The following is a 13,451-nucleotide window of genomic DNA, read 5'->3' on the forward strand; positions in this document are numbered from 1 at the left end:
GCGGCCGGTGGAGGCTTCAGGTCCGCGCCTGCTGCTCGGGCGCCGCGTCCGCGGGCGGCTGCTCCGGCTGCGGGTCGGTGAGCAGCTGCTCCAGCGCGGGCAGGGCGGCGAGCAGCGCGTCGAGCTGGTCGTCGTCCAGCCGGGCCATCCGGCGGACCAGCAGCTCCGAGCGGGTGCGGCGGATCCGGCCGAGCACCTGCGCGCCCTCGGGGGTGATGCTCACCAGCCAGGAGCGGCCGTCGGAGGGGTCGGGCTGCCGGGTGACGAGCCCGGCCGCGACCAGGGGGGCGACGGTGCGGGTCAACGAGGGGGCGGCGACCTGCTCGTGCGCGGCCAGCTCGCCGATCCGCAGCGGGCCGTGCTCCTGGACCCTGGCCAGCGCGGAGAGCTGGGCGTACGTCAGGTTGAGGTCGTCGCCGGAGGCCTGGGCGAGCTGCCGGTAGAGCCGGGCGATGACGAGCCGCAGCCGGGCGACGGCCGCGGAGGAGGGCGCCCCGCGCCGGTCGGTGTCGGTCATGGCGGGGCGCCTCCTGGGTCGTACCGCGGTCAGCTGTCCTGGGCGGTGCGCCGGCTGCGGATGAGCGACGCGCCCGCCGCGACCAAGGACATCACGATCGCGAGGGCGAACACCACGACCAGGCCGTCGTGGAAGGGCCCGGAGATGAGGTGCGGGAAGAACTCCCGCCCCGTCAGGGTGTGCGCGTTGGAGGCGGGCAGCTTGCCGAGCAGGTCGGGGCCGAGCAGCTGCTGGATCGGGTTGTAGCCGAGGAAGGCGGCGAAGAGCGTGCCGACCGGCGGCAGGTTGGCCACGTCGTGCGCGTTGGAGGCGGGCACGCCCTGCGCCATCAGGCCGGTGCTGAGGGTGTGCGGCAGCGAGCGGGCGAGCCCGGCGACCATCAGCGAGAAGAACACGCCGATGGAGAGCACCATGCCGGCGTTCTGGAAGGTGGCCCGCATGCCGGAGGCCGCGCCCCTGGACTCCGCGGGCACGCTGGCCATGATGATCGACGTGTTGGGCGCGGCGAACAGCCCGCCGCCGAGGCCGTTGAGGAAGACCACGAGCGCGAAGAGCCAGTAGCTGAAGTCCGTCGGGATCAGCAGCAGCCCGGCGAAGGAGCCGGCCATCACGACGAAGCCCGAGGCGGCGAAGAGGCGGGCGCCGTAGCGGTCGGACAGCGCGCCCGCGACGGGTCCCGCGGCGAGGAAGCCGACGGTGAGCGGCAGCAGGTAGATGCCGGCCCACAGCGGGGTGTCGGCGTAGTTGTAGCCGTGCAGCGGCAGCCAGATGCCCTGGAGCCAGATGATGAGCATGAACTGCAGGCCGCCGCGTGCGATGGAGCCCAGCAGGGTGGCCGCGTTGCCGCCCGCGAAGGCCGCGTTGCGGAAGAGCTTCATCGGGAACATCGGCTCCGCGACGCGGTTCTCCACGACGCAGAAGGCGACGAGCATCGCGGCGCCGCCGATCAGCCCGGCGAGCACCCAGGGGTTGGTCCACCCCATGGTGTGGCCGCCGTAGGGCTGGATGCCGTAGGTGATGCCGGCCAGCAGCGCGGTGAGGCCGACGGCGAAGGTGATGTTGCCCCACCAGTCCATCTTGGCCGGGCGGCGCACGCCCGTCTCGTGCAGCGAGCGGTAGGCCCACACGGTGCCGATGATGCCGATGGGCACGTTCACCCAGAAGATGGAGCGCCAGTTCCACTCGGCGAGCAGGCCGCCGAGGACCAGGCCGATGAAGGAGCCGGCGATGCCGGCGACCATGTTGACGCCGAGTGCCATGCCGCGCTGCCGGGCCGGGAAGGCGTCGGTGATGATCGCCGCCGAGTTGGCCATCAGCATGGAGCCGCCGACCGCCTGGGCGACCCGCCAGCCGATCAGCCACAGGGCTCCGCCGCCGCCGTGCATCGGGTCGACGGACAGGATGATCGAGGTGATGGTGAAGATCAGGAAGCCGGCGTTGTAGATCTTGACCCGGCCGAGGATGTCGCCGAGCCGGCCGAGCGTGACCACCAGGACGGCGGTGACGAGCATGTAGCCCATCAGCATCCACAGCAGGTAGCTGACGTTCCCGGGCTGGAGCGGGTCGAGCCTGATGCCGTTGAAGATCGCGGGCAGCGAGATCAGCACGATCGAGGAGTTGATCGTGGCGATCAGCATGCCGAGGGTGGTGTTGGACAGCGCCACCCACTTGTACCGCGGATGGTCGGAAGCGATACGCGGTGTCCGCGGTATTCGCTTGGTCGCGTCTTGTGTCGCCATCAGGCCCTTCACACCCCGCCCGGGTCAGTGGGTTCAACTACTTAACTTAGGTTAAGTAATTCTATCACCGGGAGGGAAACGGCTGCATCCGGCAAGGAGGGCGCCCTCGGCGGTCATGGAGTGCGCCCCGCCCGCCGCCGCACGCCTCAGCCGCGCCGGCGCAGCAGGTGCCCGTGCAGGAACGCGGCCTGGCCGGCGTGCTGGAGGTCGTCGTTGACGACGCTGACGAGGCGTACGCCCAGCGTCACCGGCGGATTCCAGCGGCGGTCCACGACGCGGTCGAGATCGGCGTCCGTCAGGGTGCCGACGAAGGCGAGGCTGCGCTCGTGGACGGCGTCGTAGTAGCCGGTGAGCACATCGGCCGAGGCGGGACGGACCGCGGCGACGTCGTCGGCGCTGTGGCCGTAGCCGACGTCGGCGGTGCCGAAGGGCAGCCCGAAGGTCTTCTCCCAGCCGTCCTCCGTCCACGCCTGCGGGCGGCCGGCGACCTCGGCGACATGGTCGTCCTGGACCCGGGTGAGGTGCCAGACCAGCCAGCCCACGGTGTTGGCCGCGGGGTCGACGCGGTGGGCGAGCTCGTCGGGGGTGAGGTCGTCGACGGCCTGGTGGACGGCGTCCTTGATCCGGCCGAAGGCGTCGGCCAGCAGTTCTGCGGTGTTCATCGGGGCTCCTCGCGGCAGCGGGGCGGCGCCGCCCGCGGGGCCGGAGGACCTCGCCGGGCGGCCTGATGATCCGATCTTCGCCGATGACTGCCGCGTGGGCGCGGATATGACGGCCCCGGCGCCGGGCGGGTCCGCCGACCCGCCCGACGCCGGGCGTTCACCGCTGCCGCCCGCCCCCTGGGGGCGGCAGCGTCAGCACTGGCGCCGCGCCGTCAGGACGGCAGCGTCCACTGCTGGTTCGTGCTGCCGAAGCAGTCCCATATCTGCAGCCGGGTGCCGTTGGCGGAGCTGGGGCCGGTCGCGTCGAGGCAGCGGCCGGACTGCGGGTTGACCAGGGTGTTGCCCGAGCCCTTCTGCCAGACCTGCGAGCCGGTGCCGTTGCAGTCGTAGAGCTGGACCTTCGTGCCGTTGGCGGTGCCGGCCGCCGCGACGTCCATGCACTTGCCGAGGGCCCGCAGCGTGCTGTCGCTGCCGACCGTCCAGTTCTGCGCGGTCGTGCCGTTGCAGTCGTAGAGCTGGACGGCGGTGCCGTTGGCGGTGCCGGCCGCCGCGACGTCGACGCACTTGTTGGCGTAGCCGGAGCGGACCGGGCCGGTCGCGCCGGAGGGCGGCGGGGTGGTGCCGCCACCGGTGCCGGTGATCGCGTTGAAGATGGAGGAGAACTGCCAGGCCGACTGCGAGGTCCCGCTGCAGCTGTCCTGCGCGGAGCCGCCGTTGGTGGCGCAGGCCTTGTCCCGGCCGAGCGACCAGAAGGTCAGCTCCTGGATGCCGTTGGTCTTGGCGAAGTTCTCCAGGTCCTGGGCGTCGGAGGTGCTGAAGATCTCGCTGGAGGTGTCGTTGACCCCGATCATCGGGGTGTTGCCCTCCATCGCCCACAGCTGGGCGGAGGACTTGGTGGTCCAGATCTGGCCGAGCTGGGTGTGCAGACCCTGGGCGGCGCTGATGGCGGCGTTGCCCATGTCCATGGCCGACCCGTAGTCCATCGTCATGATGTTGACGAGGCTGACGTTCAGGTTGTGGCTCTTGGCGTTGTTCAGCAGGCTAAGGGAGTTGGACTCCAGGCCGCTGGGCGAGACCGGCAGGGTGTACTGCACGTCCAGGCGCTTGCCCTGGGCGGCGTACTGCTGCTGGAGGTCGGCGAGGGCGGCGTTGCGCCGGTCGTTGGCGGCGGTGTTGTTGAGGGCGCTGCCCTCGATGTCCAGGTCGATCCGGGTCAGGTTCAGCCCGTCGACCACCCGCTTGTACTGGGCCTCCAGCGCGGAGACCGACGTACAGGCGAGGGCCTCCTCGGTGCCGGACGCACCGCCGAAGGAGGCCATGACGTCGCCGCCGGCCGCCCGCAGGGTGTTGATGGCGGAGGTCCAGCTCGCGTCGGTGATGGAGGTGTCGCCGTTGAAGGTGGCGTTGCAGCCGCCGCCGTCGATGACGAAGGCGAGCGTGAAGAACTTCAGGCCGGTGGCGTTGCGGACGTTCGTCAGGGCGGAGGGCGAGTTCCAGACCTCGGCGTAGGGGGCGGCGAAGTGTGCGGGGAAGCCGGGTCCCGGGTTCGCCGCGGCCTGGGCGGTACCGCCGGCGGCGAGCAGCAGGCCGGCGGCCAGCGCGGGGACTGCGGTGAGAGCGCCGAGCTGCTTGAGCCCGATACGCGGTCTTTGCATGGGGGGAGGCCTTCCGTAGCGGACAGACCACACCGTGCACGTACGTGAACGGTGGACGCCGACCTGACTGTCGACGCATCGGTGACCGTAGGACTAGACCAATGCCCCGTCAAGACCCCGCGTTCACCAACTGAATACGAAACCCGGCCGCTGACCGCCTGTCAGCGGGCATGGGCGGGTGCCCGTGTTCAGGATTCGAACACGGGCACCCGCGCTGGCCTGCGGAACCTCAGTTGTTGACGTTGATCGTGAAGGTGGTCGTGGTGTTCTGGATGTCCACGGCGTTGTCACTCTCGTGCAACCCGTTGATGGTCACCGACCCCACGGCCGGGCCCTGACCGGGTTCCGGCTGCGGGTTGGCCCACAGTCCGAAGCCGGACTTGGCGTCGAAGGCGTCACCGCTCTTGTGCGCCCCGGTCACCGACAGGTTGGTGATGACGGTGTCCTTGATCGGCTTGAGCGAGGTGCTGCCGTTCCACTTGGTCTGGAACATCACGCCCTGGTAGGTCGGGTCGGAGATGTCCACGTCGCTGATCCGCAGCCCCTGGAGGTCGAACTCCGCGGAGAAGATCCACAGCGCCGGGAAGGCCTGCTGGCCCCAGAAGTGGCCGCCGTCCCTGACCAGCGAGATGTTGGAGAAGTTGCTCGTCGGCGAGGCCTCGAAGCCGAGGGCCGGGATGCCGCCGAACTGCAGCGAGCCGATGGTGATGCCCGGGTAGGTCAGGCTGTCGGCGATGTAGAGGTTGCTGAAGGTGTTGCCACCGCCGCCGTAGACCGCCAGACCCGCGGCGCGCCACACCGTCTGCACGCTCAGGTTGCTGAAGGTGTTGCCGGTCTCCTGCTCGCTGTGGTTGTCGATGGCCGGGAAGAGCGCGAAGCTGTCGTCACCGGTCGACCGGGCCTCGGTGTTGGTGACCGTGTTGCCGGTCGAGCCGTTGGTGAGGTTCACACCGTCCGCGAAGGTGTCGCGGATCCGCAGGTTGCTGATCGTGGAGTTGTCGACGTTCGTCGCCCACACACCGCAGATGGTGTGCTCGATCCACAGGTTGTCGATCGTCAGGTTCGCGACACCGGTCAGGTCGAAGACCTTGCCGGGGCCGTCGATCCGGCTGGTGTAGTTGCCGAAGAAACCGAAGCCGGAGAAGCTCGACCCGCCGGAGCCGGACTGCAGCGAGAAACCGCCGTCGGTGTTCTCCTGGGTCTGCGGCGTGTAGAACCTGGTGAACCAGGGGCCCGCGCCGATCACCTTGATCGCCCGCCCGTAGACGGTGAACTTGTTGGCGGTGGAGTAGTCGCCGGCGGGCAGGTAGACGCCGAGCTTGGTGGTGTCCTGCCGCGCGGTGTCCAGCGCGTTCTGCACGTCCTGCTGGGTGAAGCCGGCCGGCACGACGTACTTGGTCGGGTCGGGGTTGGCCACCGGGGTGGCCTGCTCCAGGTTGATGTAGTCGATGTTGTAGTACGACGCCGTGTTGGCCGCGTCCTTCTCCAGCCGGATCGTGTGACCCGCCGCCACCGTGGTGCCGAGCAGCACGTTGGCCTCGTCGTAGATGTGCCGCGGGGCACCGGAGCCGGCGGAGTTGCCCGGGCTCGCCTCGTCGCCGTACAGCCAGGCGAACTTCGAGGTCAGCGTGATCGCCTTGAGGAAGGTGCCGTCCACGTAGACGTTGAGCGTCGTGGAGTCGGTGCCGTCGGGGATGTTGAAGCGGGTGACCAGGGTGTTGGTCGGGTTCCTGGTCGTCCACTGGACGTACTGGCCGTTGCCCGCCAGGTGCACCGCCTTGCGGCCGGAGGCCTCGCCCGCCGGGTCGCCGATGGTGCGGTTCGGCCCGAGCACGGTCGCGCCGCCGCCGGTGACGCCGTCCTCGGCCTCGTAGACGTCGTACGGCATGTTCGCGCCGCGGCCGACGAAGAGCGACTGGGTGCTGGTGTTGTTGGCCTGCTTGATGGCCAGCTCGTTGGCGTCGGTGGCGATCACCGTCTTGACGGTGTACTTCCCGTTGGCCGCCGTCCAGCTGCCCAGGCTGACCGGGCTGGTGGTGGCGCCGGGCGCGATCGCACCGCTGTAGGAGCCGGTGAGGGTCTTCACCACGTTGCCGGAGGCGGCGTCCGCGATGGTCAGGGTGACGCCGTGGGCGCCGGAGGCGGCGGCGACGGTGCCCTGGTTCTTGATTGCGACCGAGAAGGTGACGTTGTTGCCCGCCGACGGGTTGCCCGGCGACCAGGCCACCGGGGAGGCGAGCAGGTCGGAGGTGTCGACCGGCTTGACCACCAGGGCGGTCGGGCTGGTGTAGGAGTTGTTGGTGTCGTTCTGCTCGACGACCGTGTTCGCCTCGTCCACCTTGGCCGTCAGCTGGTAGCTGCCGGCGTCCTTGGCGCCGATCGACGCGGACACCGTGGTGCTCGCGCCCGCGGCCAGCGCGCCGACGTTCGCGGTGCCGACCTTGACGGTGCCGAGGTAGAAGTTGACGTTGCTGGCCGGGGAGGCGTTGGTGCCGATGTTCTTGACCGTCGCGTTGAGCGTGATCGGGTCGGTCTCCACCGGGGCGGCGGGCGACGCGGTCAGGGCGCTCACGGTGAGGTCGGGGTTCGGGCCAGGGGTGCCGATGACCTGGAGTTCGGCCGCCTGGCCGCCGCCCGCGCCGGAGTTGTTGCTGAAGACCAGCCGTACGTCCGCGACCCGGGCGGTCACCGGGATGGTGACGGTGTTGCCGCCGCTGGTCGGGCTGAAGGAGTAGCTCTTGGGCGCGACGAGCTGGGTGAAGCCGCTCGCGCTCTGCTCACGGCCCTGGACCTCGATGGTCTGGGTGCGCGGGCCCCACGCGGAGCTGGGGTTGAGCTTGACGACGACCGAGCTGGTGTCGACGTTGGCGCCGAGCTGCACGGTGAGCGAGCTGGTACCGGTGCCCTCCCAGTAGGTGTTCAGGTCGTCGTCGTTGGCGTTCGCGGCGACGAAGTTCTGCACCGTGGAGGTCGCGGTGATCGGCTTGCCGACCGCCTGGTTGGTGCCGCCGGTGGGCGGGGTGGTGCCGGTGCGGGTCACCGTGTTGCTGTTGCCCGACTCGTTGCCGGCCGCGTCGATCGCGCGCACGAAGTACGCCACGGTCGCGGAGTCCGGCTGGCTGTCGGTGTAGGTGAGGGTGCTGCCGCCGGTGGTGGCGATCTTGCTGCCGTTGGCGAAGACCTCGTAGCCGGTGACGGCGGTGTTGTCGCTCGCGGCGTTCCAGGTCAGCTTGATCTGCCCGGACCCGGGCTGGGTGTACGCCAGACCGGACGGCGCGCTCGGCGCCTGGGTGTCGCCGGAGGTGCCGGTGCGCGTCACGGTGTTGCTGGCCGCCGACTGGTTGCCGGCCGCGTCGCGGGCCTTCACGTAGTACGCGACGGTGGCGGTGTCCGGCTGGCTGTCGGTGTACGTCAGCACGTTGCCGGCGACCGAGGTGCGCAGCTGGCCGTTGGCGTAGACGTCGTACGCGGTCACGCCGGTGTTGTCGGTCGCGGCGTTCCAGGTCAGCTTGACCTGGCCGGAGGCGGGCTGGGTGTACGCCAGACCGGACGGCGCGCTCGGCGCCTGGGTGTCGCCGGTGGCGGGGCCGTAGACCTCGAACTCCGAGATCTGGCCGGCCGGCCAGCCGGTGTTACCGGTGATGTTCAGCCGGACGTAGCGGGTGGTGGCGGAGTTGAAGGTGATCGTCACCGTGTTGCCGCTCGCCGGGTCGAACGTGTAGCCCTTGGACGCGGCGAGGTCGGAGAAGGTGTTGCCGTCCTGGCTGCCCTGGACGGCGAGCGTCTCGGTGCGCGAGGCCCACGCGGTGGCCGGCGGGAGCTTGAGCACCACGGTGTTGACCGGCACCGCCGAGCCGAGGTCGACGCGCAGCCACTGCGGGAAGGCGTTGTTGGTGCTCTCCCAGTACGAGTTGGCGTTGCCGTCGACGGCGTTGCCCGAGCCGTACACGTCGGCGTGGCCGGACTCGGCGGTCGGCTTGTTCGCCGCGAGGTTGGCACCGACCGCGGCGGCGGCGACCGTCATCTCGGACAGCTGCGCGGAGTCGGCCGCGGAGTTGGCGGAGACCTCGGCGCGCACGTACCGCGCCTTGGTGGCCGGGAAGTCGATGGTGACCGTGTTGTTCTTGTCGGGCGTGAACGTGTACGACTTCGACCCGACGATCGTGGAGAACAGCGAGCCGTCGTCGCTGGCCTGCAGCGACAGCGTCTGGGTGCGGGCCTTCCAGGAGGCGGGCACCTTCAGCTGCACCTTGTCGACCAGGCGCCCGGCGCCCAGGTTGACCTGCGCCCACTGCGGCGCCGCGGCGCTGACCGCGCCGCTCTGCCAGTAGGTGCTCTGGTCGCCGTCGTCGATCCGGTCGGCGGTGTTCTTGCCGCTGGTGCTGCTGGCCGCCGCGGCCTTGCCGGAGGCGAGGTCGGGGGCTGCTGCGGCCGCCACAGCCGGCAGCGCGGTGGTGCCGCCGAGCAGCAGCAGACTGCCGGAGACCACCCCCGCCATCAGCCGTGGTATCGAGCGCTTCGTTCTCATGACGTCCCTCTGTGGTGTGTGGGGGATCAGGGGGTTGGGAGGAGAACCGAGGAGAGGAGCAGCCGAGAGGAGTCCAGACGATCTATTCGAAACGTGCGGGATGAACATCTGAAGTTGCGCTCATCTCATGCGTATCCATCGCCGTTCTGCTCATTATTTGCGTACGTGTTGGCAGAGTGTTACAGACGGGCTACGGCGGCGTCTACGCCCCGGACGGCAACGATTCGCTTGCGGGCGACGGGAGTTGGATCGCGCGCCCGCGAGGGGAAGGCGGGCGCGGAGCGGTCCGGCACGGGAAAGCGCTTGCCCGAGCGGCCGGTGCGGCGCGGTCGGGAAGCGGGCCGCGCGCGGCTACTTGAAGATCTTGCGCACGTCCGGCGCGTGCCGGTAGAGGCCGGTGGCGGTCAGCCGGCGCTTGATCATGGCGAGCCGCGGGTGGCGGTCGCTCGGCTCGCCGCCGATCCGGTCCAGCTCCTCCACCAGCCGCTCGGAGCGCTTCTCCAGCCCCAGCTCGTCCAGGATCCGGTCCACCTCGGCGAGCAGCGCGCCGTACAGCTGCCACTGCCGGGGGTGCTCCTGGACGGTCGCCAGCAGCAGCCGGGCGATCGTGTCGCGGCTCTCGGTGCTGTCGGAGAGCGCTTGCCCGAGCCGGTCCTCGGCCGCCTGGGCGTTGGCGGTGACCTGACTGGTGATCAGCACCGCGAAGCTCTCGATGGCGTGCGCGATGTGGTCCATGAGCTGTTCCAGCTGGTCCGACACGTCGTCGGGGAAGAGATGCTCGGTGGTGCGGTGCTTGGCCAGATCCGTGAGGGTGCGCGACAGCACGCGGAGCACGACCGCGCAGATCTCCAGGGTGTCGAGACCCGTGCGCAGCACGATCCGGGACAGCGCGCCCTCGCGGACCCGGGGGTTCCAGCGCAGGCTGTCCTCGGCCTGCCGCAGCGAGGCGTCCACCTCGGCGATGTCGTGGTCCAGCCGGCGCGCCTCGTGCAGCCGGGCGGCGGCCCGCTCGACCGGCAGGTGCCCGGCGACCTCGCCGCCGATGTCCCGGAAGAGCCCGCCCATGCGGCGCGCCATCGACTCGATCGACTCGCCGGCGGACTGCACCCACACCGGCGGCGCGAGCGCGTTGAACAGCAGCCCGACCAGGGCCCCGATGAGGGTCTCGAAGACGCGGTCCCACGCGGTGTGGGCGACCTGGGTCACACCGAGCACCAGCATCGCCGAGATCGCCACCTCGATCTCGAAGTCGCCGGCCTTCACGAACCGGCCGATGAGCAGCGAGGTCACGATGATCAGGCCCAGGCTCCACCAGCTCAGCCCCACCAGCGCGCTGAAGCCGACCGCGACGAGCACCCCGGCGACCACGGCGTTGACGCGGCTGATCCCGGTGGTGAGCGTCGAGTACAGCGTCACCTGCACGACCAGCAGCGCGGTGAGCGGCGCGGTCAGCGGCGCCGGGTTGGGCAGCAGCCAGACGGCCACCACGTAGGCGATGACGGCGGCCGTGGCGGACCGCAGGATCTGCACCGCCGCGGGCTCCGCCGTCCACCGGACGAGCTTGACGACGGGCTCGGGCACGTTTTCGGGCATCGCGGGCATCTGCCGGCCTCCCCCGTTCCTGGCGGTCTGGTCGTGGCGCCGTGGCGTCGTGTCACGTCAAGACGTTTTCCGGCTCCTTCCCGGCTCCGGCGCGGCTGACCCAGCCTAGGCTCGGAGGCGGCCGCGGCGGCCGTACGGCGCGTCCCGCGCCGCCGGGTTCACACCCCCGGAGCCACCGTGCGACAACGGCGATGATCCACCGTCAAGATCTTGCACACAGCGAGAAGCCGCATAACGCGTGTATGCGGGCAAGGAGTTCACCGAACGTTCGAATCTCGACGGCTGCGTGGAACGCCCTGAAACAGCGGTACCAATCTCGTTCACTTTCTTGACGTGTCAGCAACAGCGCCGTAATCATCGCTGCCAAAGAGAGCGCTCTCACACGCACCCAGGAGACGCCGTGACCGGCAACCCCCCACCTTTGTCCAGACGCCTACCCCGCTCCCTCGTCTTCGCGTTCGTCGCCGCCGTGCTCGCGGCGTTCGCCCTCGCGATCACCCAGAGCCCGGCCCGGGCCGCGGGTACCCTGCTGTCGCAGGGCAAGACCGCGACCGCCTCCTCGACCGAGAACGTCGGCACCCCGGCCTCGGCCGCGGTGGACGGCAACACCGGCACCCGCTGGTCGTCCGCCGCGAGCGACCCGCAGTGGCTCCAGGTCGACCTCGGCGCCACCGACTCGATCAGTTCCGTCACCCTCAACTGGGAGACGGCCTACGCCAAGGCGTTCCAGATCCAGACCTCGGCCGACGGCGCGAACTGGACGAACATCTACTCCACCACGACCGCGACCGGTGGCGTCCAGAACCTCACCGTAAACGGTTCCGGGCGCTATGTCCGGATCTACACGACCGCCCGCGCCACCCAGTACGGCGTGTCGCTGTGGGAGTTCCAGGTCTACGGCGCCACCGGCACCGGAAACGCCGCCTGCGGCACCGCGAACGCGGCGCTGCACAAGACGGCGACGGCCTCCTCCACCGAGAACGCCGGCACCCCCGCCTCGTCCGCCGTCGACGGCGACAACGGCACCCGCTGGTCCTCGGCCGCGGCCGACCCGCAGTGGCTCCAGGTCGACCTCGGCTCGTCGCAGAACATCTGCGGCGTGCAGCTCACCTGGGAGACGGCCTACGCCAAGGCCTACCAGATCCAGGTCTCGGCCGACGGCAGCAACTGGACCACCGCCTACTCCACCACGACCGGCCCTGGCGCCACCGAGCTGATCACCCTCACCGGCACCGGCCGCTACGTGCGGATGTACGGCACCCAGCGCGCCACCCAGTACGGCTACTCGCTGTGGGAGTTCCAGGTCTTCACCGGCGGCAGCGGCGGCAACGGCGGGGGTGACAACGGCGGCGGCACGGGCGGCAGCACGGGTGGCACCACCCCGCCCGGCGACTCCAAGCTGCTGTCGTACAACAAGCCCGCCACCGCCTCGACCTACCAGGACGCCAACAGCTGCACCGGCTGCACCCCGTCCAAGGCCTTCGACGAGGACCCGGCGACCCGCTGGGCCACCAGCGACTCCAACGGCTGGGTCGACCCCGGCTGGATCGCGGTGGACCTCGGCGCCACCGCGCACATCACCCAGGTCGTCCTGCAGTGGGACCCGGCCTACGCGACGGCGTACCAGATCCAGACGTCCGCCGACGGCAACAACTGGACGTCCATCTACTCCACCACGACCGGCAAGGGCTTCAAGGAGACCCTGAACGTCGACGGCAACGGCCGCTACGTGCGGATGTACGGCACCGCCCGCAGCAACGGCTACGGCTACAGCCTGTGGACGTTCGACGTCTACGGCACGGGCGGCAACCCCACCGCGCCGCCCGCGCTGCCGCCGAACCCGGGCAACCCCGAGCACCTGGTGTGGAGCGACGAGTTCAACGGCGCGGCCGGCTCCAAGCCGGACACGAGCAAGTGGACCCAGGACACCGGCGGCGGCCAGAACGGCGAGCTGGAGTACTACACCAACGGCGACAACACCACGATGGACGGCAACGGCAACCTCGTCATCGAGGCCAGGAAGGAGAACGTCCAGGGGCACCAGTACACCTCGGGCCGGATCAACACCTCCGACCACTTCAACTTCACCTACGGCCATGTCGAGGCGCGGATCAAGGTGTCCGGCACGCAGGGCCTGTGGCCGGCGTTCTGGATGCTGGGGTCGAACTTCAAGACCGGCACCCCGTGGCCGAACTCCGGTGAGATCGACATCATGGAGCACGTCGGCAAGGTCCCGGACTCGGTCTACTCCACACTGCACGCCCCGGCGTACAACGGCGGCAACGGCTACGGCCAGCCCTACCAGATCGCGGGCGGCGACTTCGCCAACGACTTCCACACCTACGCGGTGGACTGGGACTCCAGCCACATGACGTTCTCGGTGGACGGACACGCGTTCTTCACCGCCGACAAGGCCACGGTCGAGTCGACCCGCGGCCCGTGGGTCTACGACCACCCGTTCTACATCATCCTCAACAACGCGGTGGGCGGTGACTGGCCGGGCGCTCCGGACGCCAGCACGGTCTTCCCGCAGAAGATGCTCGTCGACTACGTGCGCGTCTCGCAGTAGGCGCCTGCCGCAGGCCGCCCGGGTCCCGCCTTCCCGCGGGACCCGGGCGGCCTGGCCCCCCCCCCCCCCCCCCCCCCCGCCCCCCCCCCCCGCCCGGGGGGGGTTTTCATTGTGGGCCGCCCCGCCAGCCCTCCCCCCCCCGCCCCGCCGGGGGGGGCGCGCGCGGGGCCGGCGCCGGC

7 protein-coding genes are annotated in these 13,451 nt (G+C 70.2%); 1 reads left to right on the plus strand and 6 read right to left on the minus strand.

Annotated features, from left to right (window positions below):
• Nucleotides 1-16 precede the first annotated feature (16 nt).
• From ACH4SL_RS32815 to ACH4SL_RS32840, 6 genes are all read right to left on the minus strand, one after another.
• Nucleotides 17-517, minus strand: coding sequence for a MarR family winged helix-turn-helix transcriptional regulator (locus ACH4SL_RS32815; protein WP_398452609.1), 501 nt, complete (start codon nucleotides 515-517; stop codon nucleotides 17-19).
• 29 nt (nucleotides 518-546) lie between these two features.
• A complete protein-coding gene (locus ACH4SL_RS32820; protein ID WP_398452611.1) occupies nucleotides 547-2,256 on the minus strand; it encodes an MFS transporter in 1,710 nt (569 codons plus the stop codon).
• Nucleotides 2,257-2,402: 146 nt separating this feature from the next.
• A complete protein-coding gene (locus tag ACH4SL_RS32825; protein WP_398452614.1) occupies nucleotides 2,403-2,918 on the minus strand; it encodes a DinB family protein in 516 nt (171 codons plus the stop codon).
• A gap of 212 nt (nucleotides 2,919-3,130) precedes the next feature.
• Nucleotides 3,131-4,573, minus strand: a complete 1,443-nt coding sequence (locus ACH4SL_RS32830; protein WP_398452616.1) for a ricin-type beta-trefoil lectin domain protein — start codon at nucleotides 4,571-4,573, stop codon at nucleotides 3,131-3,133.
• A 229-nt stretch (nucleotides 4,574-4,802) separates the two neighbouring features.
• Nucleotides 4,803-9,101, minus strand: coding sequence for a discoidin domain-containing protein (locus tag ACH4SL_RS32835; RefSeq protein WP_398452619.1), 4,299 nt, complete (start codon nucleotides 9,099-9,101; stop codon nucleotides 4,803-4,805).
• Nucleotides 9,102-9,452: 351 nt separating this feature from the next.
• Nucleotides 9,453-10,703 carry an FUSC family protein gene (locus ACH4SL_RS32840; protein ID WP_398452621.1) on the minus strand — a complete coding sequence of 417 codons (1,251 nt, stop codon included), beginning with the start codon at nucleotides 10,701-10,703 and terminating at the stop codon, nucleotides 9,453-9,455.
• A gap of 421 nt (nucleotides 10,704-11,124) precedes the next feature.
• Here ACH4SL_RS32840 and ACH4SL_RS32845 point away from each other — a divergent pair, with 421 nt between their 5' ends.
• Nucleotides 11,125-13,272: a discoidin domain-containing protein gene (locus tag ACH4SL_RS32845; RefSeq protein ID WP_398452625.1), complete on the plus strand. Its 2,148-nt coding sequence runs from the start codon at nucleotides 11,125-11,127 to the stop codon at nucleotides 13,270-13,272.
• Nucleotides 13,273-13,451 lie beyond the last annotated feature (179 nt).

This window comes from Streptomyces sp. NPDC021020 (assembly GCF_044333285.1).
GTDB lineage: Bacteria > Actinomycetota > Actinomycetes > Streptomycetales > Streptomycetaceae > Actinacidiphila.